At 54.0% G+C, this 25,520-nt stretch carries 34 protein-coding genes and 1 pseudogene; 4 read left to right on the top strand and 31 right to left on the bottom strand.

Translation table 11 applies throughout. From position 1 onward, the window contains the following. Window positions 1–5 precede the first annotated feature (5 nt). The 3 genes and pseudogenes from ACL2XG_RS05210 to ACL2XG_RS05200 all read right to left on the bottom strand — a co-directional run bounded on the left by ACL2XG_RS05210 (window position 6) and on the right by ACL2XG_RS05200 (window position 2,028). Window positions 6–293: a phage tail assembly protein gene (locus ACL2XG_RS05210; protein WP_413722714.1), complete on the bottom strand. Its 288-nt coding sequence runs from the start codon at window positions 291–293 to the stop codon at window positions 6–8. A 50-nt stretch (window positions 294–343) separates the two neighbouring features. After that, window positions 344–859, bottom strand: coding sequence for a phage major tail tube protein (locus tag ACL2XG_RS05205; RefSeq protein ID WP_413722715.1), 516 nt, complete (start codon window positions 857–859; stop codon window positions 344–346). Between the two features lie 9 nt (window positions 860–868). Further along, window positions 869–2,028, bottom strand: a pseudogene (locus tag ACL2XG_RS05200) (phage tail sheath protein). Between the two features lie 211 nt (window positions 2,029–2,239). On the opposite strand from ACL2XG_RS05200, the gene ACL2XG_RS05195 reads away from it, so the two are divergent. Next, the gene (locus ACL2XG_RS05195; protein WP_413722716.1) at window positions 2,240–2,461 is read left to right on the top strand and encodes a hypothetical protein; all 222 of its coding nucleotides are present in this window, start codon (window positions 2,240–2,242) and stop codon (window positions 2,459–2,461) included. A gap of 56 nt (window positions 2,462–2,517) precedes the next feature. Here ACL2XG_RS05195 and ACL2XG_RS05190 read toward each other — a convergent pair whose 3' ends face one another. Genes ACL2XG_RS05190 through ACL2XG_RS05165 form a run of 6 tightly spaced genes read right to left on the bottom strand, consistent with a single transcriptional unit; the run spans window position 2,518 to window position 6,751 of the window. Continuing rightward, window positions 2,518–3,138 carry a tail fiber assembly protein gene (locus ACL2XG_RS05190; protein WP_413722717.1) on the bottom strand — a complete coding sequence of 207 codons (621 nt, stop codon included), beginning with the start codon at window positions 3,136–3,138 and terminating at the stop codon, window positions 2,518–2,520. Beyond that, window positions 3,138–4,253 (bottom strand): phage tail protein, encoded by a 1,116-nt coding sequence (locus ACL2XG_RS05185; RefSeq protein ID WP_413722718.1) that lies wholly within the window; start codon window positions 4,251–4,253, stop codon window positions 3,138–3,140. The genes ACL2XG_RS05190 and ACL2XG_RS05185 overlap by 1 nt, the downstream gene beginning before the upstream one ends. Next, a complete protein-coding gene (locus ACL2XG_RS05180) occupies window positions 4,250–4,858 on the bottom strand; it encodes a phage tail protein I (RefSeq protein WP_413722719.1) in 609 nt (202 codons plus the stop codon). The genes ACL2XG_RS05185 and ACL2XG_RS05180 overlap by 4 nt, the downstream gene beginning before the upstream one ends. After that, window positions 4,851–5,759, bottom strand: a complete 909-nt coding sequence (locus ACL2XG_RS05175) for a baseplate assembly protein (RefSeq protein ID WP_413722720.1) — start codon at window positions 5,757–5,759, stop codon at window positions 4,851–4,853. The genes ACL2XG_RS05180 and ACL2XG_RS05175 overlap by 8 nt, the downstream gene beginning before the upstream one ends. Window positions 5,760–5,762: 3 nt before the next feature. Beyond that, window positions 5,763–6,113, bottom strand: a complete 351-nt coding sequence (locus ACL2XG_RS05170) for a GPW/gp25 family protein (protein ID WP_413722721.1) — start codon at window positions 6,111–6,113, stop codon at window positions 5,763–5,765. Next, window positions 6,110–6,751 (bottom strand): phage baseplate assembly protein V, encoded by a 642-nt coding sequence (locus tag ACL2XG_RS05165; RefSeq protein ID WP_413722722.1) that lies wholly within the window; start codon window positions 6,749–6,751, stop codon window positions 6,110–6,112. Before ACL2XG_RS05165 ends, ACL2XG_RS05170 begins: the two co-directional genes overlap by 4 nt. Window positions 6,752–6,916: 165 nt before the next feature. On the opposite strand from ACL2XG_RS05165, the gene ACL2XG_RS05160 reads away from it, so the two are divergent. Further along, on the top strand, window positions 6,917–7,720 hold the full coding sequence (locus tag ACL2XG_RS05160; protein WP_413722723.1) for a hypothetical protein: 804 nt from the start codon (window positions 6,917–6,919) through the stop codon (window positions 7,718–7,720). Here ACL2XG_RS05160 and ACL2XG_RS05155 read toward each other — a convergent pair. From ACL2XG_RS05155 to ACL2XG_RS05105, 11 genes are all read right to left on the bottom strand, one after another. Next, window positions 7,710–8,159, bottom strand: a complete 450-nt coding sequence (locus ACL2XG_RS05155; RefSeq protein ID WP_413722724.1) for a phage virion morphogenesis protein — start codon at window positions 8,157–8,159, stop codon at window positions 7,710–7,712. The two genes, ACL2XG_RS05160 and ACL2XG_RS05155, sit on opposite strands and share 11 nt — an antisense overlap. Beyond that, entirely contained in the window at window positions 8,152–8,619 is a 468-nt protein-coding gene (locus ACL2XG_RS05150) for a phage tail protein (protein WP_413723435.1), read from the bottom strand. Before ACL2XG_RS05150 ends, ACL2XG_RS05155 begins: the two co-directional genes overlap by 8 nt. Then, the gene (lysC, locus tag ACL2XG_RS05145) at window positions 8,552–8,821 is read right to left on the bottom strand and encodes an Rz1-like lysis system protein LysC (RefSeq protein ID WP_413723593.1); all 270 of its coding nucleotides are present in this window, start codon (window positions 8,819–8,821) and stop codon (window positions 8,552–8,554) included. The genes ACL2XG_RS05150 and lysC overlap by 68 nt, the downstream gene beginning before the upstream one ends. Beyond that, window positions 8,715–9,140 carry an Rz-like lysis system protein LysB gene (lysB, locus tag ACL2XG_RS05140; protein WP_413722725.1) on the bottom strand — a complete coding sequence of 142 codons (426 nt, stop codon included), beginning with the start codon at window positions 9,138–9,140 and terminating at the stop codon, window positions 8,715–8,717. The genes lysC and lysB overlap by 107 nt, the downstream gene beginning before the upstream one ends. 1 nt (window position 9,141) lies before the next feature. Further along, complete coding sequence (locus ACL2XG_RS05135) at window positions 9,142–9,654, bottom strand: lysozyme (RefSeq protein ID WP_413722726.1); 513 nt, start codon at window positions 9,652–9,654, stop codon at window positions 9,142–9,144. After that, window positions 9,635–9,844, bottom strand: a complete 210-nt coding sequence (locus ACL2XG_RS05130) for an HP1 family phage holin (protein ID WP_323476804.1) — start codon at window positions 9,842–9,844, stop codon at window positions 9,635–9,637. Before ACL2XG_RS05130 ends, ACL2XG_RS05135 begins: the two co-directional genes overlap by 20 nt. A gap of 3 nt (window positions 9,845–9,847) precedes the next feature. Beyond that, window positions 9,848–10,051, bottom strand: a complete 204-nt coding sequence (locus tag ACL2XG_RS05125; RefSeq protein WP_413722727.1) for a tail protein X — start codon at window positions 10,049–10,051, stop codon at window positions 9,848–9,850. Continuing rightward, window positions 10,051–10,524: a head completion/stabilization protein gene (locus ACL2XG_RS05120; protein ID WP_413722728.1), complete on the bottom strand. Its 474-nt coding sequence runs from the start codon at window positions 10,522–10,524 to the stop codon at window positions 10,051–10,053. The genes ACL2XG_RS05125 and ACL2XG_RS05120 overlap by 1 nt, the downstream gene beginning before the upstream one ends. 121 nt (window positions 10,525–10,645) lie before the next feature. After that, window positions 10,646–11,311, bottom strand: coding sequence for a terminase endonuclease subunit (locus ACL2XG_RS05115; protein WP_413722729.1), 666 nt, complete (start codon window positions 11,309–11,311; stop codon window positions 10,646–10,648). 3 nt (window positions 11,312–11,314) lie between these two features. Continuing rightward, window positions 11,315–12,478 carry a phage major capsid protein, P2 family gene (locus tag ACL2XG_RS05110; RefSeq protein ID WP_413722730.1) on the bottom strand — a complete coding sequence of 388 codons (1,164 nt, stop codon included), beginning with the start codon at window positions 12,476–12,478 and terminating at the stop codon, window positions 11,315–11,317. 52 nt (window positions 12,479–12,530) lie between these two features. Continuing rightward, entirely contained in the window at window positions 12,531–13,388 is an 858-nt protein-coding gene (locus ACL2XG_RS05105) for a GPO family capsid scaffolding protein (RefSeq protein WP_413722731.1), read from the bottom strand. 145 nt (window positions 13,389–13,533) lie between these two features. Here ACL2XG_RS05105 and ACL2XG_RS05100 point away from each other — a divergent pair, with 145 nt between their 5' ends. Next, window positions 13,534–15,297 (top strand): terminase ATPase subunit family protein, encoded by a 1,764-nt coding sequence (locus ACL2XG_RS05100; protein ID WP_413722732.1) that lies wholly within the window; start codon window positions 13,534–13,536, stop codon window positions 15,295–15,297. After that, window positions 15,297–16,331, top strand: coding sequence for a phage portal protein (locus ACL2XG_RS05095; RefSeq protein ID WP_413722733.1), 1,035 nt, complete (start codon window positions 15,297–15,299; stop codon window positions 16,329–16,331). Before ACL2XG_RS05100 ends, ACL2XG_RS05095 begins: the two co-directional genes overlap by 1 nt. 16 nt (window positions 16,332–16,347) lie before the next feature. On the opposite strand, the gene ACL2XG_RS05090 is transcribed toward ACL2XG_RS05095, so the two are convergent. The 11 genes from ACL2XG_RS05090 to ACL2XG_RS05040 form a co-directional block, all read right to left on the bottom strand. After that, the gene (locus ACL2XG_RS05090) at window positions 16,348–18,129 is read right to left on the bottom strand and encodes a DUF262 domain-containing protein (RefSeq protein ID WP_413722734.1); all 1,782 of its coding nucleotides are present in this window, start codon (window positions 18,127–18,129) and stop codon (window positions 16,348–16,350) included. Window positions 18,130–18,343: 214 nt separating this feature from the next. Continuing rightward, window positions 18,344–18,685: a type II toxin-antitoxin system HicB family antitoxin gene (locus tag ACL2XG_RS05085; protein ID WP_413722735.1), complete on the bottom strand. Its 342-nt coding sequence runs from the start codon at window positions 18,683–18,685 to the stop codon at window positions 18,344–18,346. Then, window positions 18,682–18,936 (bottom strand): type II toxin-antitoxin system HicA family toxin, encoded by a 255-nt coding sequence (locus ACL2XG_RS05080; RefSeq protein ID WP_323476794.1) that lies wholly within the window; start codon window positions 18,934–18,936, stop codon window positions 18,682–18,684. Before ACL2XG_RS05080 ends, ACL2XG_RS05085 begins: the two co-directional genes overlap by 4 nt. 451 nt (window positions 18,937–19,387) lie before the next feature. Then, window positions 19,388–20,380, bottom strand: coding sequence for a hypothetical protein (locus ACL2XG_RS05075; RefSeq protein ID WP_413722736.1), 993 nt, complete (start codon window positions 20,378–20,380; stop codon window positions 19,388–19,390). 829 nt (window positions 20,381–21,209) lie between these two features. Continuing rightward, window positions 21,210–23,492: a replication endonuclease gene (locus ACL2XG_RS05070; RefSeq protein ID WP_413722737.1), complete on the bottom strand. Its 2,283-nt coding sequence runs from the start codon at window positions 23,490–23,492 to the stop codon at window positions 21,210–21,212. Further along, a complete protein-coding gene (locus tag ACL2XG_RS05065; protein ID WP_413722738.1) occupies window positions 23,489–23,746 on the bottom strand; it encodes a DUF5405 family protein in 258 nt (85 codons plus the stop codon). The genes ACL2XG_RS05070 and ACL2XG_RS05065 overlap by 4 nt, the downstream gene beginning before the upstream one ends. Before the next feature lie 4 nt (window positions 23,747–23,750). Continuing rightward, window positions 23,751–23,975 carry a TraR/DksA C4-type zinc finger protein gene (locus tag ACL2XG_RS05060; protein WP_413722739.1) on the bottom strand — a complete coding sequence of 75 codons (225 nt, stop codon included), beginning with the start codon at window positions 23,973–23,975 and terminating at the stop codon, window positions 23,751–23,753. A 12-nt stretch (window positions 23,976–23,987) separates the two neighbouring features. Next, window positions 23,988–24,233, bottom strand: a complete 246-nt coding sequence (locus ACL2XG_RS05055; RefSeq protein ID WP_413722740.1) for a DUF2732 family protein — start codon at window positions 24,231–24,233, stop codon at window positions 23,988–23,990. 73 nt (window positions 24,234–24,306) lie between these two features. Next, window positions 24,307–24,816, bottom strand: coding sequence for a replication protein B (locus tag ACL2XG_RS05050; protein WP_413722741.1), 510 nt, complete (start codon window positions 24,814–24,816; stop codon window positions 24,307–24,309). Then, window positions 24,813–24,989 carry a phage filamentation protein Fil family protein gene (locus ACL2XG_RS05045; RefSeq protein ID WP_413722742.1) on the bottom strand — a complete coding sequence of 59 codons (177 nt, stop codon included), beginning with the start codon at window positions 24,987–24,989 and terminating at the stop codon, window positions 24,813–24,815. The genes ACL2XG_RS05050 and ACL2XG_RS05045 overlap by 4 nt, the downstream gene beginning before the upstream one ends. Further along, entirely contained in the window at window positions 24,989–25,504 is a 516-nt protein-coding gene (locus ACL2XG_RS05040; protein ID WP_413722743.1) for a phage regulatory CII family protein, read from the bottom strand. Before ACL2XG_RS05040 ends, ACL2XG_RS05045 begins: the two co-directional genes overlap by 1 nt. Window positions 25,505–25,520: the final 16 nt, after the last annotated feature.

The following is a 25,520-nucleotide window of genomic DNA, read 5'->3' as shown; positions in this document are numbered from 1 at the left end:
CACCGTCAAGCCTGCGGGGATGCCGTCTCGTCCGATTTCGGCGACAAAAAACCGATCACCTGACCGGCCAGGGCCACCATATCCGGCAGGTCGAGTAGCATGCATTCGTGCTGGGTGAGCTGCGGGGAGGTGATGCGCGGCAGCACAATTAACAGCGCGTCCACATCGGCATTGGCCACGTCCGCCAGCCTAACGCCGCGCAGCGCGCCCGCGTTGGGTTTCAGCACTTCCACCTCGGTGATAAGCGTCTCGCCGCGTTTGATGGGCGTATCCAGTTTGACCAGGTTATTCATTATGTTTATTTCTCAGTTAGCAGTGAAAAGAGTAGGCCAGTAAGGGTTGATTACAGGCCGATGGCCTGGCGGTGCTCGGCCATGCGATCGACGCCGTTGACGATTTCCACCAGGTTAACGGTGTCGATTTCTATCAGCACCTTGCCGCCGATGGTCAGCTTGTAATAGGTGCATTGGGTGGAGACTTTGGTTTCGGTGTCCTCGCCCTGTTTGTAGTCGCCGGAATCAATCTCCTTATGGCGACCGCGCAGCACCACCTCGACGGCGGTGACCTCGCCGGTGTCGTCGCGCTGGAACGAGCCGACAAAACGCAGCGGCACGGCGTTAACCCCGGCCGCGCCCCATTGGGTCAGCACCAAGTCATCGATGCCGCCCATGGCCCATTCCAGCGATAGCGCGTCGTCATCCAGGCCCAAATCCACCGGCGCGACGCCGTTCATACCGCCGCCGCGATAGTTCTCCAGCTTGCGGGTGAGCTTAGGCAGGGTCATGGACGACACCACGCCCATATAGCTGATACCGTCGTTAAACAGGTTCAGTAATTTCAGTTTGCGGGGCAAAGCCATAAAGGTTCCTTAACTGTTGATGGCGGAGGCAAAGCTCACCAGGTACTGGTCGGTGATGCGTTGGCGGAAGGTCAAATCCTCCAGCGGCGGGACCGGGGTATAGTCGTAATCGATAAACAGCTTCCCGGCTTTCAGGGTGTCTTTGTCGTTGGCGGCGGCGTCATACCAGCATGAGCCGTCAATAATATATCCGGCGGATTTTAGCTCGCGGAACTTGGCGTTCACCCCTTCAATCATGTCGCGTATCAGCGTCGGCGTCATGGGCCGGTCCATCGCCCACAGGTGCGCCTCGGCCAGGGTGTCCGCCAAAATCTGCGCGGTGCGGGTGTAGTTCTCAAAAGCAAACAGCGGGTCGTCGCTACAGGTACGTGAACCCCAGAATTTAAAGCCGTCTTTGCGAATCAGTGTGGTGACGCATGCCTGGTTTAGCAGGTCGGCGTCGGTGCCGGTGGTCTGCAAATCCCAATACACGTGGGCGGAAATCCCGGTCACGCCGTTAACGCCGACGTTGGACAGGGTTTTATGCCAGCCGGTGTCGTTGTCAATCTTGGCGCGCAGCCCCAGGGCGTAGGCGGTGGCATAGGCGGTATCGCTGGCCGAGGTCACCGTATTCCAGGCCAGAAAATCCGGCCAAATCAGCATCAGCTCACGCTGGCTAAAATTCTCCCGGTACTTGATGGCCTCGGACACGGTTTTGCAGCCCCAGGCGCTGATATAGCCCACCGCCCGCAGCTGCTGGCAGACGGACGCGAGCGCGGTCGCCACCTCCAGGTTATCCAGGCCCGGCACGCCGGCTTCACGCCGGTCTCGCTTTGCGCGGCCAGCAGCGCGTTAAGGCCGGTATAGCGCCCGTCGGCACCGACGCCGCCGATAATATTGGAGGTGCTTTCCGCTTCGGTCTCGCCTTCGGCCACGCGCACCACCACGGTGACCGGTTTAGCCTGGCTGGCGATCGCCATCAGGGTGGCATACAGCGTGCCTTTTTTACCGGCTTTACCGGCGGCGGTCAGCACATCGGTAATCAATACCGGCGTATTCAGGGGAAAGGTAGCGGCGTCGGCATCGGCGGCGGTACAGACGATGCCGACAACGGCCGTGGAAACGGTGGAAATGGTGCGCGTGCCGTCGTTGATTTCAAGGACGCGCACGCCGTGATGATAATCAGCCATCCGGTTGACTCTCCGTAGTAAGTTGAGGTCTTTATGGTGGCGGGATGGCGGATAAATTTCATGCCATAACGGACGTATCGCCAATGACACAACCGGGAAGTTGATATTGATTATGTTTGTCTGGAATAAACAGGAAACGCCATGGCGTTTAGGCGCAGATAGTCCTATAGCTAAAAGGCACCCATTCGATGCGCACTGAAAGGATAATATTATGCCGCCAAAAGATGGTGATTTTATTAACTTCAGCCAGGACCATGAGTTGGACTATGTTCTCGGTCATCACCTGGCTCGCGATGAAAGCAAGGATAATAGGGCGTTACTGGTTCAAATCGGCAACGACTACAAAAAGGATAAAAAAACAGACCGTGCGAAACACGAAAAGCCGTTTTATGACTATGTGAGAAAACACGCTCTATTTTCTAAAATGTCCTGATTGGCATAATAAATAACGCCAATTTAAAGCCCGCCTACATTTGGCGGGCTTTGCCATTATAGGGGCGCGTCCGGCCAGTTAATATCCGGGGCAATGGCAGTATCAACCGTTTGTAATTCCTGAATATAACGCATCCATTCTGTCAGCAATGTCTTGTCAGTATCACTGATAATATTCAGCAACAGCTGCGTTTGCCAAAGCTGCGTCCTGGCGCTGGCCTCGGTGATAAGCGTTGCCCGCTGCGCATTCGCCTGCGTGACGGCGGCGGCGTGTTCCGCCGTCTCATCTGTTACCCATGCGGTGCCGTTCCACTTATCATAGCCGGTCGCGGGAGCCAGCAAGGTCAGCATATTATCCAGTTCACCCAGGGCGGTTACGACAATCGGGGCGCCGGTCTCAATGCTGTAGGCCGTGTTACCGCGATAATCCGGCAGGAGGTCCCAGGCGTCTCCCTCGGCATTACGCACTATCGCCTGACTATCCGCAACGACAGCGGGCTTATCCATAAAACTGAACGCGGGCAGTCCTACGCCGACCGGTAAATACTCTTCACTGGTGCCGGTATATTCCCGCGTCGTGGGGTTGATGGCATATACGGTGAGCCACCCGGCGACAGTGGCCAGGCCGGTAGCATCGATTTCGGCCTGATCCCTGGTATCAATATTATGTTCTGACATTACGCCACCCTCACAATGTAATTAAAGGCGATATTACGCGGCCTATTTTCAGCGGCGGTCGGGACTACGCGCGAAGCGTCAAAATAAATTTTCTCCCCTTGCGAAGATCCAACGGTCGTATTGCCGAGCGGGGGCCCGTCAGTGATCACCGTGCCATCGGGGTATAAGCCCTCATTGGCGTTTTTCCCGTTATTATAAAATGCACCGGCAGACGCGCCGTTATAAGCGACGACAAAGGATTGCGCACCGGTGATATTACGGATGGCATCGCCCTGGGCAGAGAGCAACGCCCGGTTGCTGTCCACGCTGCGTCCATCATCAAAGCCCCGGATAAACTCGCCGCGCAAATCAGGCAGTTGTCCGGCCGGATAGACCTGCGCCAGCAGCGGATACAGCGTTTTATCAAATGTCGCCCCGTTACACTTAAGCCAGCCGGTGGGCGCGGTAGCGGTCGGCCAGGGCATGGGTACACCGACCGGCACCACCATATTGCTTAAGCCCAGGTTAGCCAATACGGCGGCAACCGTCGCGGCCCCGGCGGTTTTAAACTCCGCCAGGTTATTGGCCGTGCGCAAATACTGGCTATGGGGATGGGCGGCTTTCAGATGGTTGGCGAGTAACGTGTCGGCGTAAAGCTTGACCTCGATAACCGCGTTATCAACATACTGGCGCGTTGCCAGCACCACCGACGGGTCAATCTTTAGCGTCACCGCCTCGGTGTTGCTGATAATCAAAATCATGCGCACGGTCTGGGTGCGCCCGCTGCCTTCCTGCAACAGCGGCTTATAGGTTTCCGGGCAGTTGGCGATGGCAATCAGGGTGCCGTCGCTGTCAAACAGGCCGATTTCCCGTATCCAGAAACCGCCCTCATTTTCCGGGATAATTTGCTCGGCGATAATCTGGTTGGTATTGGCCGCGTCCACCGACAAGGAATTTAAGGCGGCGCGGCGCTGTTCGCCTATCAGTTTGCTTTGTGCCGGGTCGGGCGTAGGCAGCGTGCCACCGCCGTCACCGACCGCCAGGTGGGTGAGTTTTAATTGGGTGCCCAGCGCGGTGGCGTTTGCCAGTTTGGCCGCGCCCAGGTTGGTCAGCAGGGCATAATATTTTGTCGTCATGAGCTTACTCGCAGTGTGTCGATAAGATGCACCGCGCCGCCGGTAAAGTGCTGGCCGGCCACGGTAAGGATTTCAGGGAAATAGGGGTACACGGTCAGTTCGTCGCCGTCGTAGATGGCCGCGCGGGCATAAGCGGTGCCGGTCACATCCAGGTTGATGGACAGGCCGACCAGGTGGCGGCTCAGCGGCTTGGCGTCGTCTATCAGGCGCTCCAGCTCGTTATACATCTCGTCGGTAATGCCGGTCTCCAGCACGCCGACATCCAGGCGAAAGGTGCCGGGCGTTTCGTTATGCGTCCACCACTCGACGATTTTAATCAGGTAACCGAGCGGCTCCACCACGCGCCGCAGCGCGCCGATAGTGCCCTTATGCTTATGGACATAAAACGAGGCGCGCACCACGGCGCGTTTGGCTTCCTCGCTCCAGCCTTCGTCCCAGCGGTCAACCGAATAAGCCCAGGCCAGATACGGCAATAGCGGTAGCGGGCAGGTGTCCGGGTTCCATAGCTCGCGAACCGGCACGGCCAGCTCGCCCAGCTTGGCGCAGGCCTCGGCGGCGGCCACTTCAAGCGCGCTGGAGCCGACCGGCAACAGGCGGCTACTCATCGGAGCCGCCGACCGTGAGCCGGTAGCCGGTGCAAAACGCGGCCTGGGTTTTATCCAGCACCACATCCAGGGCCGGGGCGGCCAGTTCAACGCGCTGCACGCCTTCCACATGCAGCGCGGCATATAGCGCCGACAGGCGGATATCCCGACCTAACCGACGCTGCTCGGTGATAAACGCGGTTAACCTGGCCTCGGCCGCCGCGCGCACCGGCTCCGCCTCCGGACCGGGGTACAGGTATAGCGTGGCGTTAATGCTATACGGCACGATGACGGCGGACTGCACCGTCACCCGGTCGGCCACCGGGCGCACGTTCTCATCGTTGAGCGCCGCCTCAACTACCGCCAGCAGGTCGGCCGGTGCCGCGCCGTTGCCCTCGCGTGACAATACGGTGATGGTCACGCACGCCGGTGACGGACTGAGCGCCGACGCATCCGCCACCCGGCCGTCGGCGCTCAAAGCGTGATATTCATAAGCCCCGGTCGGCCCGGCCACGCTTAACCCCTCAAAAGCCTGCGGCGTGCGCAGGCGTAAATCGATATCTGCCTCATACACGGCGGCCAGGGGCGGCACCACGGCATCGTCGGCGACCTGCACCGTCAGGCGCGAGACATTAAAATTAGCCGCGATTTGGTCGAGGTCCGCCCCGTTGGCATAAGCTAGCATCACCGCCTGCGCCGCCTCGTTAATGCGCTGGCGCAAAATCAGCTCGCGATAGGCGTTCTCTTCCAGCAGCTTCACGATGGGTTCGGACTCCAGGGTCAGGGTGCGGGCCACCGCCGCTTGCTCCTCTTCCGGGTAGAGCGAAACCAGCGTGGCTTTGCGCTCGGTCAGCAGGCTTTCATAATCCAGCGCCTCGACCACCAGGGGCGCGGGTAACTGGCTCAAATCAATAGTCGCCATCGGTTAGCTCACAGGAATGGACAGGGAAATATCGGCGGCCTGGCTGACCGTTTTACCGGTCAGCTCGACCACCATTTTGCCGTCGTAGGTGGATTGAAACGTGATGCCGGACAGGCTGATACGCGGCTCCCATTGCAGGATGGCGCTATAGCACACCGCCATAATCTGCAAGCGCAGCGCGGCATTCTGCGGCTGGTCTATCAGCTCGGACAGCAGCGAACCATAGGCCCGGCGCATCGGCCGGGAGCCAATCGGCGTTATCAGGATATCGGCCACGCTTTGTTGGATATGCGCCAGGTCGGCCAGGGCGCTCCCGTTGTCGCGGTTCATGCCGAGATAGGATGCATTGGTCATGCCGGGCCATCCGTCAGGCTGCCGCCAGTCTGCACGCCCTTATGTTTATGGGTATGCACCACCACGCCGTTGGAGGAGAGATTGCCGCCGCTGTGCGTCAGGTTGCCGGTCATCGCGCCGCCTTGCTGAATGTCGATAGTCTGAGTGGTCAGCTTGTGGGTACAGACCACCTCCGGCGTATCCAAGGTGATGCGCGTCGAGGCGGTGCAGGTGATCAGGGGAGAGGTCACCACCACGCTGTCGGCGGCGTTGACCGTGGCGGTTTTGATGCCGGTAGTCAACAGCGCGCCGGTCAATGGTTCGTACTCGATCACCGCGCCATCGGGGAACGCGATATGCACCGCATCGGCGGAGGCCGACGGCGCGGGAAAATCATCGGAAAACACGCCGGGGAGGACAAAGGCCGTATCCAGCTCACCGCCGAGCGCCAGCAGGATCACCTGCTCGCCAACGGACGGCGCCCACCAGGTGCGGGTGCGTCCGGCGCGGGCGGTCAGCCAGTGCAGCCAGTTAGTGGTATTGTCGCCGGTGTCCACGCGGCACAGGCCGTTGTCCAGATCGACAAAGGCGACGGTGCCGATGCGGATGAGGTTGCGGAGGAGGCGCAAAGTTTCAGATGATTGAGCTATCGTTTTCATAAAAAAAGGATGTACTAAGCGATAATTTGGAACAACTAATGACGGATGTCTGAATCACGGCACAACACTACCGCGTTAATACGAAGAAATGATAGCATTCAAAAAGTACAAAAAATTGAACAAGTTATCATTGTGTTAATACAGTTATTCATGAGGGAAATTTCCGTGATTGAAATATTTTCGTTTAATATCGATCTTTATAAAAATATACTTATATTGTTATTTGCATTAACTATTTTCATTAAGGCTGGAGGGGTATCTTTTTTTATTAGAATATTACTTAAGCTGTTAAAATATGAGTACAACAATCCACAACTAAAAGATCTTGATAAAGATGACAATGATTTACAAAGATTTAGAATTTTGGATGGAGTGAATGTAAACAACGTTACCGATGCGATTATAATACATACAGAGATAAAAAAAGGCACGATTAAAAAATCGCAGTGTTTCCTTTCTGGATTAATCGGCCCTGTGGGATTAAAAAAAAGTGATTCTACCCATTCAATACTTGCCTTCATTATTGTATCGACTCTTTTTGTATTTGCCCTTACAATTGGAATAATTTCAGAAAATTATAAAATGGGTTATACAACCTTTTACTCAGATGATGAGCAAGCATTTATGTCTGAACATAAAATAATTAATAAAAAAACCGGAGAAAAAATAACTCTTTATCAATGTGGCAATCTTGATGAACAGAAGAATGCCTCAAGAATGAATGTTTCGGCTTGTGCTTTTTTAAAAAACATACTTATCAATGACAAGGAGGAACTAATTGAGTCAATACAACAGTCCCGTACCGCGCAAATAACTCGTATTATCTTTTGTTTGATTGCTACCATATCAGGTTTTATTATTTGGATAAGCTACTTTAATTATCGTTCATTGAATACTAAAATTTTTGCTTTGAAAGATAATCTGAAAAAAGCTAAAGATGAGTCATTGAATGACTCTGTTACTCAATAAGTGTGCTAAGCAGCATATCTTCAATAACAACAAATTCGTTTTTGTTCATACCCAGCAGTGGCCGTTCCTCATACTGAATTTTTTCCCTATGCGGTAACGGCTTATCCCTCAACCCAAAATGATGCACCCGCGCCATCCTTTGCACCCTGCCGGTAAACTCCACTACCGCGCTGTTGCTATCGCCTTTGGCTTTCATATAACGATTAGTCCGCAGCTTGCTAAACATCTCCCGTCTTACCCGGCCTTGTTTTTTGCGCAGCGGTTGCACCTTGCGCGGCACATAGGGCGTACCGTCCGGTGCCTGTTGGCGTTTGATGCGCTGTTGCTGGCTGGTCCGCAGCTTTTTAGCAATGGTCACTGCCATGGCCTTGCGGGCCTGCGGGCTAAGTGCGGCGATCAGTCCTTCCAGGCGTTGGTCAAACTGCTCTAATTCATTCATGCCAGCGGCTTACCAGTTCGTTATGAAAATACAGCGCCATCGGCCGGGTAATGTCTTCCGGCAGCGGCGGCTCCGGCACATGGTCAACGTGCAGCGCGCCGTTAATCTCTTTGACGATCACCCGCTCGGTAAGCTGCAAATCAATACTGATATCGCTTAACGTGTCGCTGAGTACGTCCACCTTAAAAGTAAAGCCGGTTTGGCGCTTATGCTCGGTGGCCATAATGTCCGGCTGGTTTTCCCGCAGCCAGGCCAGCACCGGCACCATTATCAGGTCCGCGTCCCCGGCGTAGTCGGTGATCACCAGGTTGAGCTGATATTGGTATTCAAACGACAGCGACGCGGCCAGGGTCGAGACCACACGGCCGTTATCGATAAACAGGTGCAGGTTATCAGGGTTGTTTTGCAGTAGCGGCACGCTGGCCGTTAATGCCTGGCGCAGCTGCGCGGGTTTGAGCATCATGTTGTTCCTGGCACTGTTTGACGGCCTCCACCTGAAGGCCGCAGGCGGCCAGGGCGGATTCCAGTTGGCGGATATCGGCGCTTAAGTCGCCGTTACTTTTGGGTTGGCTCCCCGGCATCGGACAGCTGTTCACTCTCGGACAGCCAACGTAAATAATCTGCGGCGCTGGCAAAGGCGGGGCGTTGGTGCAGCCGCACAGCAGCGTCAGGCAAAGCAGTGCCGTACCAATCGCGCAGGGTTTGGTTTTCATTAAGCAGTCCTTGAATGCGTTGTTCGCGGGTTAACGCCAGGCGTCCGGCGGCGGTCAGGGATTGGCGCAGGGCCAGCTCGGCCCGGGCCTGGTCTAAAGCTTCTTTTTGCAGTCGGGCGATCGCCGTATCGCGGCTTTCAATTCCGGCCGACAGGGTGCCGTTGATGCGGGTCTGTTGTTCCAGGTCATCATTAAGCGCGTCGGCGGACCACCACAACCCGGCGATGGCGACGGCCGCCGCCAGGAGTAAACCAATCATCAGGCGCATATCAGGCCCCGCTCAAGCATAAGGTCATTTCGGCTTTGCGCCTGCGCTCGATGCCCGCCGAGCGCACACCGTTGACAAATACCCAGCGGCTTAGCTGGCTGCAGGCGCTGCGCCATTGGGTTTTATTGATAAAAAATGCCAGCGTGGAGCCACAGGCGGCACGCACGCCGACGTTAAAGGCAAAGGCCACCACCGCGTCATACACCGCCTGCGGCATCAGGCTGACCGGCATACAGCGCGCTATGCCGGTTTCGACGCGCTGCACATCGGCCACCAGATTCACCGCCGCCTGGCGCTCGGTGATGGGGCGGCTGGCGCTTACCCCTTCGGTATGGCCGATACCGTTAGTCCAGACTCCGGCGCTGCACTGGTAGGGCGACAGCTGACAGCCTTCAAAATCGGCGATGAGGCGCAGCCCGGCCTGGGAAGTGTGCAGGGTTTTCGACTGCGGCAACAGTGCGGCCAGCGCCAGGACGGCGGCGACCGCGCAGCGCTTAACGGTTGAGTTCGTCATACACCTCCCGGCGCAGCCCGTTGCGGGCCAATAGCTGATAACTTTTGCGTCGGTAATACCAGTTCACTAAGAAGGTGCCGACGCCCACCGCCGCGCCGACCATAAACGCCACGTCCTGCGGTGACATACGCCCCAGCCAGGCCAGGAACACGGCAACACAATAGGCAAACGCCGAGGTAATTCGCTCCATGGTTCAGTCCCATAATTGAAGGCTTTCTTTAACCGCCGCGTCGGGGATGTCGGGCAACTCCAGCGCGGTGCCGTGGGGCAGGATGGCCCCCAGGTCGGCCAGCCGCGCATTGGCGGCCAATACCTGCTCGACCACCGCCTGGGTGCGTCCGTAGTAGTGCCAGCAAATGGCGTCCACCGTATCCCCTTGCAGCGCGTGGATTTTCATTACAGCAGCCCGATAATGCAGTGCCGCTTTCCGGCCACGTTGCTGATACTAAACCGCGCATCGCGCCACAGCTCATCAATGCGGCTTTCCACCTCGTCGGCCTTTTTGCCGCCGTTGGCGCTGGCGTCATAACCGCGATAACGTTCAGCCAGACTGGCGGCGGTAATAGAGCTGACCGCCCGCCGGTACTCGGACAGCTTGATGCTTTCCCCATCTATTTGGTCTGCCGGCACCTCGGCCAGCAGGGTAAAACCGAGGGCCATTTGTTCCTTGCGGTACTCCCACAGTTCGGTGTTGACCTCGGCGATAGCGCTTTTCACCGCGTGACGCAGGCGCAGCGGGGTAATAGTGCCCTCATAACGCAGAATGTCGCGCATCACCGCCGGGTCAACGGCGGGCCAGAAAAAGGTGTTTTGGATTATCGGCTCGGCCTCGACTTCCGGGCGCGGCGCGGGTATCACCAGTGACGACATAAATCCCTCTAAATAGGTGGGCGGTGGACGACGGGCTTTGTACAGTCCCAAAGGGCAAGTGATTGCCCCTTTGGGCGAGTTGTTCGCCGCCTGTCGTGCCGCCCGGCGCGGGGCGCGTTCGTTAAGCCGACCGGGCGGCGGCGTTGCGCAGTTGCCGGTCCAGTCGCTCGATGTCCTTGATAACGCCGCAGCGGCTATGCAGCTGAAACGCCCGTTTTAAATGGTCTAACGCCCGTTCGTCCTTGCCCGCGTCGCGCAGCACATAGCCGATGATTTTGTGCAGCTTGGCGCGCACCTGGTCGGGCATATCCTCGCTGTCGGTTAACTCCAGCGTCGCCAGCAGGGGGTCCACATTCACCGGCTCGCCCGCCGTGTGGGCGCGGATAGCCGCCTCGGCGACGTCCTCGGCCAGCAGGTAGGGCGTGGGCCGGGTGAAGGTATCCGGCGTGACCAGCTTGTAATGCAGGGCATAACGCGCAATCTCCAGCGCGCCGGGGATATCCCCCGCATCCAGCCGCCAAATCATCACCGTCATCAGGATGGCGTCCTGGGCGCCGCGTCCCTCATCCAGCACCCCGGATACCCAGGGCACATAGTCGGGCAGCAGTTGGCGTTTTAGCTCGGCCTTGCGCTCCTGGGAGCGCACCTGTTTAAGCTTGCGTTTGTCCTCGTTAAGCTTGAGCAACATCAGCTCGTAGCCGGTGGCGTGGCGCAGCGGGTTATCCCCCCGCTGCGCGGCCTCGATGGCATGCTGGCGCAGTACATGACGGCGGGCGGGGCTTAGCATGGCTTAGGCTCCGGTGCCGGTGGTGGGCGCTGCCAATTCCGCCGCTTTCACCGCCGCAACGGTCGCGGTAGCCAGTGCGGCGTAGTCAATGACCGTGGCGACCTTTTCGGTTTCCGGCTCTTTTTCTTTTTCCTTCGGGTCGAGCATCTCGATATTTTCAATCAGCCCGCCGCAGGCGTAGTCCTCGATAACAAAGTCCTCATTAATGGACTCGTAGTTCTCGATGCGGTCACGCTTTGCCACTTCATCAATCAGGCGGCGATGGGTGTCTTCCTGCCAGTAGATGGACAGGTTATCCAGGCGGGTGATCATCAGGGCGTTGGGCGGGAAATACGGCACGCGCACCGCAGGCAGGTTACCGATGCGTTTCTGGCTGACAATCAGGTCGGCGGCCAGGGTTTCGGTATTGGGCTGCGTTTGGTTAACCAGGGGGAAATACTTATCGGCCAGCAGCTGGCGGCCGCAAATTACCACCAGTTCCGGGTCTTCCTGATACCACGGCGCAATCAGCTGCGTGGTGGCGTCCATCACCAGGGCGTCGAGGTTGGCGTAATCCCAGCCGTCGCCGACGCGGATAGTCGGGGAAACCGTGCCATCCTCGGCGGTGGCGGTACTCATCACCCGGGCCGGGGCGTTGTCGCGGTACTTTTGCAGCCAGCCGACCGCCACATCCTGCAGCAGCGGATTCGCCAGGCGGTTGGAGGTCTTGGCGCGGCTCACACCGTTAAAGCCGACCATAATGCGGTCCAGCGCCTGGCGTTTAATGATGGCGTCGCGCAGCCGGGTCTGAAAGTCCTGGTAACGCGCCCACAGGTCCAGCGTGTTATAGCGAATATGGAAATCGTAATTGACCTGCTGGCAGAAATAGCCCTCCGAATCCAGCGTGGCAAAATCCGCCGTCTCGCGTTCGTCACCGCCTGCGGTGTCGGTAGTACTGGCAATGGAGCCGGACACGCCGATACCGATTTTTTCGCCCTTCATTTCCGCCACCGGCACGATATTGATGCGGGTGAGGAATTCCGATGATTCCTGGGTGCGGGTCATCAGTGTTTGCGTCACGGTCGGTTCGACGCTGAATTTTTTATTCAGGTCGCTGGCCCCGACGCCGTTCAGCTCGGCGACGCGGGTCAAAAACACATTAAATTTAAAACGGGTATTGGTTTTCATCGGGTTTCCTAAACAGGGAAGTCGGGTTAACGCGCTTTGTTACCGGCCGGGTTTAACAGTCGGTTAATACCTCGTCGGGCGCTTCGCGGCCGCCGGTCGCCAGCGGGCGGCGGGTCTGATACTGGCTGTCGGCTTGGGTCAGTTTGGTGGTCAGGGCGGCGACCTGGTTATGGTCGGTAACCACCGCTTGTTCCAGCACGGCCAGGCGTTCGGTCAGGGTGGTTTCGAGGGTGGATAGCTTGCCGTCCTGCTCGGCGGAAGTGGCTTGCACATGCTCGGCCACCGCTTCAACCGCCTTAAACACATCGGCCAGGCGGGCGTCGTCGGTGGTCTGTTTGCCGGTCAGCAGGGTTTTGACGCGGGTAAACAGCGACAGGCCCGGCTCGGTCACCTCTTCAAATTCGAGCGCCACCTCAACCGCCGCGGTGAACAGGTTTTCCGGCGCGGTTTTGCGCGCCGCCAGCGGGTTGCGTTGGGCGCTGGCGCTAAAGGCCAGCATTTCAGTGCCGAGGCTGGCCGGGTCATCGGTCACCGCCAGACCGACCAGGTAGGCTTTGCCGCTGTTGGCAAAGTTCGGCTGCACTTCCATCGAGGTATAGATTTTTTGACGCGACTGGTTAAGCAATACCAGGTCGTCGGTGGGGGAGATTTTGGCAAACAGCGCCCATTTGCCGTTAAGCACCGAATCATCGGTGATCTGCTCGGCCTTCAGTTCCAGCACGTCGCCGTAGCGGCGAAACGCGCCGTCGGGCAACACGCCTTTCAGGTGCTCCAGGTTGATGCGGCAACCGTAGACGCGGGTATCAAAGGTCTCGGCCATTTGCTGGATATCGTCGGCGTTAATCGTGCGCCCGTCGCAGGTGTCGCCCTCGACGCCGATACGGAAAAATTTCGATACTTTCTTTGCCATCGGAAACGGCTTCCTTGGTGGGTTAATCAGGTCAGGGCTAGTTTCCGGGGATAGGCGGGGCGCCACAACGCATCAGGGTTGTGGTCTGGCTGGCACAACAGGCGGCGCGGGCGCGGGGGCGGGTGAGTCGCGTAGCCTAAGCGCCATGATAACGACACCGACTACCATCATCAGCGATCCGAGGCGCCAGGCGGCACTGCTTTACTGGCAGGGCTTTTCCGTGCGTCAGATTGCCGAGACGCTCGCACTTAAAGCGCCGACCGTGCAGAGCTGGAAACAGCGCGACCAGTGGGAGGCGGTCGCGCCCATTTCACGCATCGAGACCAGCCTGGAAGCGCGGTTAATCCAGCTGATTATGAAAACCAAAAAGGAGGGCGGCGACTATAAAGAAATCGACCTGTTGGGTCGCCAGATTGAACGCCTGGCGCGGGTGAATCGCTATAGCCAGACCGGCAACGAGGCGGACCTTAACCCCAACGTGCGCAACCGCAATAAGGGCGAGCGTAAGCCGCCAGAAAAAAATGTGTTTAGCGACGAGGCGGTGGAGCAGCTCGAATCCATCTTTCACGAAACGTCGTTCGGGTATCAAAAAGGCTGGTATCAGGCCGGGCTGCAACACCGCATCCGCAATATCCTCAAATCTCGGCAGATTGGCGCCACCTATTATTTTGCCCGCGAGGCGTTGCTCGATGCGCTGACCACCGGGCGCAATCAGATATTCCTGTCGGCCAGCAAGGCCCAGGCCCATGTGTTTAAAAACTACATCATCGACTTTGCCCGCCTGGTAGAAGTGGACCTGAAAGGCGATCCGATGGTGCTCGGCAACGGGGCGCGGCTGTTTTTCCTCGGCACCAACGTGCGCACCGCGCAGAGCTACACCGGCAACCTGTACCTGGATGAATATTTCTGGATACCGAAGTTTCAAGAGCTGCGCAAGGTGGCGTCGGGCATGTCGCTGCATAAAAAATGGCGCACCACCTATTTTTCCACCCCGTCGAGCCTGGCGCACAGCGCCTACCCGTTCTGGTCGGGCGAGCTGTTTAACAAAGGGCGCGGCAATAAGGCCGATCACGTCCAGCTTGATTTAAGCCACAGCAATTTGTCCCAGGGCGCGCTGTGCGGTGACGGCCAGTGGCGGCAGATTGTCACGGTGGAGGACGCGCTCACCGGCGGTTGTAACCTCTTCGACCTGGATCAGCTCGCACTCGAATACAGCCCGGCGGAATATCAAAACCTGCTGATGTGCGAGTTTGTCGATGATAAAGCGTCGGTGTTCCCGTTCGCCGAGTTGCAGCGCTGCATGGTGGACAGCCTGGAAGAGTGGGAGGACTACAACCCGTATGCCGTGCGGCCATTTGCCTATCGCCCGGTGTGGATTGGTTATGACCCGTCGCACACCGGCGACAGCGCGGGCTGTGCGGTGCTCGCGCCGCCGATGGTGCCGGGCGGCCAGTTCCGGGTGCTGGAGCGCCACCAATGGAAAGGCATGGACTTTGCCGCCCAGGCCCAATCCATCAAAGAGCTGACCGAACGCTATGTGGTGGAATATATCGGCATCGATGCCACCTCTATCGGCCAGGGGGTATTCCAACTGGTGCAGCAGTTCTTTCCGGCGGCCCGTGAAATCCGCTACACGCCGGAAATCAAAACCGCCATGGTGCTAAAAGCCAAAGACACCATTACCAGCGGCCGCCTGGAGTACGACGCCGGGCATACCGATATCACCCAATCCTTTATGGCGATCCGCAAAACTATGACCGCCAGCGGCAACCGCTCGACCTTTGAGGCCAGCCGCAGTGAAGAGGCCAGCCACGCCGACGTGGCCTGGGCCATTATGCACGCGCTGTTAAATGAACCGCTCACCGCCGCCAACGGCGGCCACAGCCCTAATATTCTGGAGTTTTATTAATGAGCCAACGCAAAGGCCGCCGGGCCATCAAGCCATCCACCGCGCAGACCACCACGGCCCCGGCTGAGGAACAGCAGGCGCAGGCGTTTAGCTTCGGCGAGCCGATCCCGGTGCTCGACCGGCGGGAAATCCTCGATTACATCGAATGCACCGGCAACGGCCAATGGTACGAGCCGCCGATAAGCTTTGACGGCCTGGCCCGCAGCCTGCGCGCTGCCGTACACCACAGCTCACCCATCTACGTTAAGCGCAATATCCTGGCCTCGACCTATATTCCACACCCGCTGTTAAGCCAGCAGGAGTTCAGCCGTTTTGTGCTGGATTACCTGGTATTTGGCAATGCGTTTCTGGAGCTACGCAAAAACCAGCTGGGCGAACCGCTACGCCTGGAATGCATCCCGGCCAAATACACCCGCCGGGGCGTGGAGCCGGAGACCTACTGGTTTGTGCAATACTGGAAAGAGCCGCATCGGTTCGAGACCGGCAGCGTATTTCACCTGATAGAGCCGGATATTAACCAGGAGCTATACGGCCTGCCGGAGTACCTTAGCGCATTAAATTCCGCCTGGCTTAACGAGGCGGCCACGCTATTTCGGCGCAAGTATTACCAGAATGGGGCCCATGCCGGATATATCCTCTATATGACCGACGCGGCGCAAAGCAGCAGCGATATCGACCAGATGCGCAAGGCGATGCGTGACACCAAAGGGTTGGGAAATTTTCGTAATCTGTTTATGTATGCGCCGAACGGCAAAAAGGACGGCATACAGATTTTGCCGCTCAGTGAAGTGGCGACCAAGGATGATTTTTTTAATATCAAGAAATCGAGTAGGGACGATTTGCTCAGCGCGCATCGGGTGCCGCCGCAGATGATGGGGATCATACCTGATAATGCGGGAGGGTTTGGGGATGTAGAAAAAGCTAGCCAGGTATTTGTTCGAAATGAATTAATTTCACTCCAACAAAGATTGAAAGAGATAAATGAATTTTTGAAAAAAGAAGTAGTCTGTTTTTTAGACTACTCCTTGACTTGAAATAATAATAAATGATTCAATTGCTACTAAAGCGTTTAGTAATCATAGCGATCTCTTTACCGATCGCTTCTTTTGTATTATCTGCATCCCTCCAGTAGAATTTGTCGTTTAAATCAGACACGTCATTTTGTTCAGGCACCGTTATAATAAGTAAACCTTTTCCATAAAAATCAATATAATCAATGTTAGATAACACTTGGCTTTTTAATGGTTCTGATAATGTTGATTGCCTAATGGCTTCAGCCCATTTTCTTACATAGCCTTCAGGATTTGTATCTAGAATTGGAAATTCTCGAGAGATGCCCACCACATGGCGATTGCCTATTTTATGGGCTTTAATTCCATCCAGAGTATTGATTCTTTTTGCATCAGAAAGTTTATCAGCAACACCTATAATTATTTTTCCTGCAATTCCACCACATTTTCCATTATTTGCCATTCCGCAAATTGTCTGAGTTATTTTAGTGAACAGGTTTGTATCAACTATTCTATTATCACTAAGGTCAAGTAGACCTTGTTTTAGTTCGTAAAATGACAGTTCGGCTTCAGATCTACGTATTAATGCTTCGACATCTAGCGTTGAATGAGAGTTGTAAATAGGTTGAGGTTGTTTATTATTAATAAAACCATCTCCTATAGCACCTTTAACCAAGTTAACAAATCTTCTTCTTGCGTCGTGTAAAACTGAACCTCGGTCGGTACTGATATTATCAGCAATATGGTAAAGTCCATTTCTGACCAAATCATAATTGCTAATAATTTTATTTTCCTTGAAAATTAATTCATGAAGAGCGATCATAATCAATGAAAAAATTGACTGAAATGGATTTGTATTTTTTTTGCTAAAAACTAATGTTCTTAATTTAATAAAATCAGGTTGATTGCATGTTTTTAGTATTTCATCGATACAATGCTTAAATTCTCCTTTAAATCTTACTTCACCATAGGCATTAAGAGCAGCATTAATTCTTGTACATTCTGAATGATCTTCATTATAGACATCATCCAATGCTTCTTTTGATCTATCGACCAATGTTCCTCCAACAATGCAAGCGGCTATATCTGCAACACATTGTTCGTCCATACTATCACGTAAATCAGTCGACCTTAATATTCCATGCATCACCCAAAAAACTTCGTCAGCTTGAATATCATAACCATGCTTCATTGATGGAAGATCAATACTTATTGATGGCATATCTTCAAGAGGTAAAATTTCACTGGAAATGTCTCCTCTTAATGCACAACTTACGTCACGAACCATATTGGAAAATTTATTTTGAACGCCAGCCTGCCTACGTTCTTGGTCACTTAATCTATGCCCATACGTATTAATTCTATCGAATACATCATTTACTTCTTTCTCAGATGCATTTCGCATTATTGATAGCGCGAGCGCGTAATCAAGTAAGGTAGAGACTTCTTTTGGAGAGATGATGCTTTCCGACTTAGTCGGGTTAAATTTACCATCCTCAGCTTTTGTTTTTGCGGTCGGGAAATTATTTAAGTCAAAGTAACGACCATCATATGTTGAATATTGTCTTTCTATGAAAGACATAATCGCATGCAAGCGCTGTAATCCATCAATTATTTCATAAGTACCAGGATTACCCTCTTTTTCAGCTAACAAAATGGCTGGGATTGGATATTTGTTTAGCAATGAATCAATTAATTTTCTTTTTTCGTCTAACGTCCAAACTAACTTTCGTTGGTACCTACGGTTTACTAATAATTTTCCATCATTGAACCATGTGTAAATAGATTGCACACTGCTTGGTTGTGATCCTAATTCGGCCATGATAGTTCTCGTGCAAGACGTTGATGCTAGATATCATATGCTTAAACTATCTTCATGCGCAAGGCTAAACAAGGCCGCTTTAGATTATATTATTATGTTTTTTATGACTAAGTCGCTTGGTGTAATAATTTAGATTAAATAACCATTTCAATTGACAAAAATATTACAAACCGATCGAGAGAAAAGGTTGAGAAATCTCATAACTCAATGAATATTAACTATATTTCTGAGTAACTAAATCCGCCCCCTCATTTAACAAATCATTGATTGAATGCCCCGTGGCTTGTGCCGTCATAGTCAGCGCCTCATGGCGTTCTGGCGTTAGCCTCGTCGTGACTTTTCCACTATAAGATTTATATGGTTCAATGCCGTCTTTTTTGCATTCATCCAAGAATATAGCCAGAGAGATCGCCCCCTCTTTTTTCAGTTCTTCAACGCTGTAGGCGTAAAAGTCTGCGCCGCCATTCAGCCCGATAAACTCACCGCGAAACATTTCGATGTCAGGGTCGAAGACGATAACAGCCGTGTGGCCATCGATTTTAAGTACATTATTCATGGTTTAATTCCTAAGCTATCCAACCATATCCTGATGGAGTTAACCGCCCCCTTGTCAGTGGTGGGTCTCGGATGTGGTCGATGAAAGATTTTCTTTTCCCCCTTCAACAACACCGCAATCCTTGAGCCTTCCCGTTCGTGAACTTCCGCGCCGAGGCCGATAAAAAGTGATTCAATATCAGCCCATTTTATCGAGCCGTTAACCGGCCGGGCGAACACATCTGACAGCGTTTTCTGGTGTCGTTTGTTCATGAAATGATAGTATCACAAATTGACACCATGACAAGTGGTTTTCATGGGACAAGCGCAGGGCTACTGATAGGCATATTGATTTTATGCGGATGAAAAGTAGGGCATTAAATCGGGCCTCAGTGAGGCGCCATTGCCAGCATGTCAACGGGTCGGGGGAAGGGGAGATAAGGCCATGGTGTGGCGGACGTTTTGCGCAATGGATGCTTCCAGATACGTTAGCGCGCAAACTTTCCCCCTCCTCGCCTGCCCGCTTTGCAGGTCGCATTTCATGCGCTTGCCCGATCCAAATGGATTCAAGCAAGGGCAGGGTTAAAGCACTATCACCTTACCTGCGATCAACATGCAAAATCATGCGCGCTATGCATGCAATGGCGTATGTCTAGGATAATGTTGGATATTCGCATCCATTTGACTCCTGTTCGCATTAAAGAAGCCCCAAGCGGGGCTTTTCTTAACCAAGATTGTTTTTCTTAAATTTCATCACTGTCTTATTATATCTAACTTGACAGTTATCGAATTTTTCTTTGGTTATTCTCTCAATATCTTCGCATTTAGATCTTACTAATTGTTCTGAGGGATTGGGGCTATTGAGGGTTAAAATTGTTTTGATCGTAGCTAATTTGTCCTTACTGTTAGCGCAGGAATAATACAAATTGCACAAGGTATGATCTTGAGTAAATTCTTCTACATCTTTATAAAATTTTTTATAAATATTTTCTAACTCAGAAAATTCAGAAAGGCTTCTTACATAACCTTTTAACTTTGGTGTTGATAGATCTTCTATATTGGAAGAGCAAGCTTCGCTATAAATAGCCTTTAGATTTTCTACCCTACTTAACAAACTTTTGATTTCATGTGCAGATGGTAAAGGTGGTAATGTACAAAGTTTCTCAATATACCAGTTGCTTGTCATCCCTTTTTCACCTCGGGAATGGCGTAGGACATCAACATTCAAATCCCAATTTTTTGTTTTTTGGGCTTGGTATAAATATGTCAAAATAATGTCTGGGAAACCATTGTAAAGGTGGTCGGTTTTCTTTTTTATTGCTTGAATATTTTTGGTAAGCGCACCATAAGTATCGGACAAGGAAAGAAAATTTTCTTTATAAACATTCAGTTTCTCAATATATTCTCTTCTATCAATCTCAGCATCTATACGATTTTTTTCCTGAACAAATAGTGTATGCCCTTTAAAATATTTATCGCTACAAAATCCACCAATTAGACCTTCCTTACCCTGTTTTGTAACACCTACATATCCGCGTTGATGCTTTGTTCCACAGCGGCCGTGTTCGGTTTTAACTTGACATTGAACGCTTTCACTAAGGTGATAACGACCGATAAGCGAGCTAAAGTTATCTACGGTAATCTCTAAGCTTGCTGAAAAATTTGGGCGGGACGTAATCTGATCTACGCTTGCAAAAGACTCTGAACTATTAGCCATCTCATATCCTTATTGGTGCGTGCTGTTTAGTTGATCAGCCTGATAAATATACACCTCTAACTTTTACTGGGCAACGCCGCTTTGTTTAAAATGTCAGCGGATTGTGGTGACTAACTAAACTGACCACGATTAAGAGCTTTCTTGAATCATTTTAAGTCCGCTTCTGGCTCAGGCTGTGTGAAAACGTTTTTGGTTGCTTAGACTGCCAAAAAACAGCGCTCATAGGTTAAATTCGGCTCAAGCTAACCGATCGATTAATTTCAGATTTTGAATAGACGCGCGCATTTCAGTTTTTGGCCAGTTTTTTCACACAGCCTGGTACATTGTTGACAGTCAAACCCAGTATCGTAAGGAACAGTAAAGACTTTAGGATATGGAAATTTTTTTATAGGAGATGATCAAATAAGTTAAGAACGCTGATCAACTAAAATGCGTAAGGGACGTCAGTTAATATGCGCTTACGCAAATGCTAAGGGAATATATGCCGTGAGATATCGAAAGCGGTCAGCGGGCGATTTAGGCGGTAAAATAGGGGCCGCCTGAGGCGGTCCCTGGGAAGCATGAAAATCAGTGTAGTTTTTGCCTGGCCTCCCATTGGTTCCTTTCGATTTGCCGCTGCGCCAACTCGGCTATCAATCCTATCGCTATCTGCATTTCGTCTGGGTCGCAACGCATAAGCAGGATAGCCTCCGCCAGAAACTGGATTTGTGAAAGCGCTATGTGTGTACCCGGTATTGAAGTCAAATTATCCCTCTTTTATGTGACACTGTTTATATATACAGTAAATGAAAATATGACTTCGAGTCAACTACTTAGCTTGCTAATTGAATCAATCGCTTACTTCTCGTTCGTCAAATTCCCATTCGTTAGTTTTTGGTAAAACATGGGTTACCCCATTGAGTCGCAATGTTGCTCCCCGGGCGAGAGCTTCAAGCTCCCAGGGTGGGATGGCGATCCCCCGGCGAGAGAAATCCGCTTTAATCAGTGGCAACCGTTGCCGTTCGTCTTTGGTCATGCGCGCCGATGGGGCGTTTTCCCTTATGCGTCGCGGGTCATAGTTTTGTTGCGAGCGACGGATTGGCGGGCGGTCTTGTTTGAGGAAGCGCGCCAGCGATCTGACGACCTCGTCATCTTGCCAGTCGATTACGCCCAGGCTTGGTTTCTCGGGCACCGCCACGGCCTGTTTGGGTGGGTTCGCGGGCCTATTAACGCCCTCGTTTCGAACACCCCACCCACAGTTATTGACAGGACTCCGAGGCGCGGCAGAGCCGCTTTTTAAGGTCAACAAATTTACGTCAACGGCCCGGGCGACAATGCGCCATTCTGTCAACCGGGTTTCATGGATATGCGTTTCGCCCAGGTGCGGGGCAAAAATGCCGACCACCTTCTGCACCTCTTCGTCGTACTCGTTGAGATCGTCGCTGGTCTTGCGCGCCACGCGCACGGTCTGGGAATCCCGCGCCACATTGGCGCCGCCTTGCGCCTCCATATAGGCGGCAAAGTCTCCGGCGTCGGCTGCGGCTCGTACCGCTTCCACTTGTTCATCAAAACTATCGGCGAGGCTGATATGCCGAATCAGGCGGCACTCGCGGTAAGCGCCCATGGTGGGTATGCCGATGGGGTGAAACTGCGGGATACGCCAGGTTGACGCCCAGGCGGTAACGGCGGCGGCAATGCCCTGGAGCGGCTTGCCGGACTCATGATCGATATCGCCCTCCAGGGCGTAGCCGTCGATATTCTTTGCGATGTATTTGGCGATGTATCCTGCGGCCCCGCCTTTGTTAAGGTGCTTGCAGTCAAAACGATTTTTAGCGGCGCCACGCTCCTGGCCGTCTTCCTTCAAGGCATAGCGGCGCATAATATTAATCACCGCCTGGCGGTGCGGCCGTTGGGTAAACAGCATCATATGCCAGTGCGGCGTGCCGTCGTGATGCGGCTCAACCACGCGCATGCCGTAGACCTTGATATCGTTGTCTTTAAACGCGGTGCGGATCTTGCTCCAAAGCCCCACCAGGTAGCGCTGGCCGTCCTTGGGGGTAAAGGCTTCTTTATCCCATGAGCGGTTAAACTGCGCGGTCTTCTGGTCGTCTTTGCCCTTGGTGCGGGTGGGATGGTATTTCGACGGAGTGGTGATGGTCAGGAACATGCCGACGTCGCCCTGGGCGGCGGCGTAGCGCTCGATACCGGCGATGGTGCTCATCAGCTCCATGCGGCGTATTTCCGGGTTGGAAATGCTCGCCATCACCTTATCGATCAGGTCAAAGCGCTCGCCGGTCTGAACGTTCTCAATCTCGCGGCTTTTCAGGTATTCCAGATTCGCCAGGCGGCGGGAATGCACCTCGCGCACCGCCTGTTTGCTGGCATAGGGCGCGATATTGAGGTTCACCTGGCCGATGGCAATCAACAGCGCCTCGCGCCAGCGGGTGCGCTGCGCTTTAAGCTGGCGCTCCCACCATTCATCGTTTACCAGCCGGCCGATGCTGGAGTACACCTTGCGCATCGTCAGTTTGCCCTTGCGGTAGGCTTGCCAATGCATTGGCGTGACGTTAAGGGCATGGGCCATCCCGGCCACCTGGCCAAAAATCTGCGTCTGCACCTGGTCATCAAATAGCGCGGCGTTATCGCCATCATGCTCGGCCACGATGGCATCGCTTAACAGCTCGTAGGTTTCCCGCAATTGGGCGGCAATGCGCCCGGCAAATCTGCGCAGCGATTTATCCGCCATATCCGGCAGGTGGCGATAGCTATCCGCCTCGCTGATAAAATGGGTGGAATAGTCCTCGCTCATGCCGTTGCGGCTCATCACCGCCTCGATACGCGGCAATAGCCGTTGGTGCACCGTCAGCATCAGGAATTTATTGGCGGCGATCAGCCCCTGGGCTTTTAACAGGTACTGGTAACGGCCTTCGAGGAACGGCTGCAAAAAACGTGGTGTCCTGCGGATGCGAAATAAAACCGCTTGCCCCTGGAGGTGTTGCTCACGGGTAAGCGTTCTTTTATCGACGGCGATAGCCGGGCGCGGAGCGTTCCAGGGATAGGGGCCGACCGTTGGCTTATGGTCGGCTCCGGGAACAGGTGAAGGGGCGGCGCGGCCCCGGCTGGCAGGCGTCATAACGTGGGGAGAGCAAAAGCGCGCTGGCAGAGTTCTGCCAGGCGCTGCGTTTCAGCGATTAACGCCGGGATATCCGCCAGCCCGGCGCGCCGGGTGGCGTGATTGAGCAGGTCGCTGACCAGCTCGACGCGGGTCTGGTAGATAGCAAGCACCGCCAGGCGAGGCTCCCCGTGCTCGCCCGAGGTTATCGCGTTCAGCACATAATCATCTTTATAGCGCGTAATGGCGTAACGGTCGTCAATATCCAGCCTCATGCGCTTACCGCCCCGGCCGGTAATGGCGGTTATGGGCCTCGCGGATTTGCTGGCAGCCGACGCAGCACTGCACGCCCGGCAGCGCGATGCGACGCGGTTCCGGGATCGGGGCGTTGCAGTCTTCGCACACAAAGGCGGAATGGGCGACGACCTGGTAACGCGCCCCGGCAATCTGGCGGGCCAAGGTCGCGAGCTGTTGTTCTTGTACGTGATCAAGCATATCCGGCATGGTTAAACGTCCTTAAGCAAGGTGGGCCTGGGCATCGAACCCGGCGTGGTTGAATTTTTCTGATTCCTGGCGCAGCAGGTCGATAATTTCCAGGCCCGACAGTTGCGCCATATCCGCGTGGGCGGCCAGGCGGTCAAGGTGGCTGGAAAACAGCACGGCGGCATCGGCCAATGCCTGGCGGCGGGCCTGCTCAAACGCAGATTGCAGGCTGGCAAGGTCGGGCTTGGGTTGCATCATTTGCGGCGAAAAACGGTTCATATTTTTCTGATTCCTTGAATTCAGGCAAAAGCATGCCCGGCGCGATAAGGCGTCTTGTTTGAAAAGGGGTTAATTAGTTGCTGATATAGGCTTCGGGTTTGATGGCGGTCAGGATGGTCGGCGCGTCGTCAAAAATGGTTATCAACTCCCGGATCGCGGTAAGTAACGTACCGCGCCACTGGCACCCGGCATCATCGATGCGCCATAAAGGCTGATTAAATTCCGCCGCGGTTAAACCGGCATGCATAAATAGGGTTTTGCGCTCGCTGATGGTCAGGCGTTGCAGATAGGCGATATTGCCGACTTCATGCCTGCGGTGTTTGGCAAACGCTTTGCGCAGCTCGTCCAGGGCATTGACCAGGCATTCCCGATCCGCGTCGTTCAGTTCATGCAAAAAAATAACGGTATGGCGTTTTTTCAGGCCCGCGTGAAAGCAGACGGTTGCCCGGTAGCGTTCCGGCAAGGCGTTATAAAAATCACAGGTTTCCTGCCAGCGGGAACCGGCAAAGTATTTGCCAATCAGGGCGCGCAGGTTAACCGGCAAAGCCTGCATATGCGACGCGGTAAAAGCATAGTGATTCATAGATTGCCCTCTCTTTTGTTCATCCATTTATTGAAAACGCTATGCGCACGCGGCTTAACGGTTAGCGTGCGGCCCGGGTTCCAGCGCTGGCCGCCGGGTAATTCAATCCAGCCATGGCCGAAATGGCGCGAGGGGCTTTGTTGCTTCAGCAGTGCGGCAATGGATATAGTCATCAGCTCAACCCCAATGAAGCGCCGATGCCGCTAAGTGCATCAACGGTTTGTGCCAGCGCCGGGTTGGATTGCACCCGCGCATGCATCGTCAGGCCGACCAGGGACAGATAGCGGATGCCGGAATTAACGCTTTCAAGCAAAGCGGTTTTGCGCGATTGGGTCATGCGGTCGGTGGAAACGGTCTCCGCCGCTACCGAGCCAATCGCCGCCGTCGCCCGCATCACATAAGCCGGGATATTCTCGGCGGCGGCTTCGTTAACCGGCACGGCGGGCATGCAATTCAACTGCGCCAGCAGGCCGTCGATCAGCGTGGCGTCTTCCGTGGCGTCGGTGATTTCCAGCAGTTCCCGACAGGTAAGCTGATGTGGCTGGTCTGGATTGAGCTTATTGCGCAGCACCTGGGGGTTCATACCGATACGCTCGGCGATATGCGTCAGTTCGCCTTTGTGTGCATTTGCAAACAATCGGCATGCATTTTCGAGATTTTGATGTTTGGATACTTGATAATCAAACATGGTTGCCATCCTTAGA

Origin of the sequence: Sodalis sp. RH24 (genome assembly GCF_047324145.1) — a bacterium.
In the GTDB taxonomy this organism is placed as follows: Bacteria; Pseudomonadota; Gammaproteobacteria; order Enterobacterales; family Enterobacteriaceae; genus Acerihabitans.
This window is presented reverse-complemented; position numbering and strand designations above follow the sequence as displayed.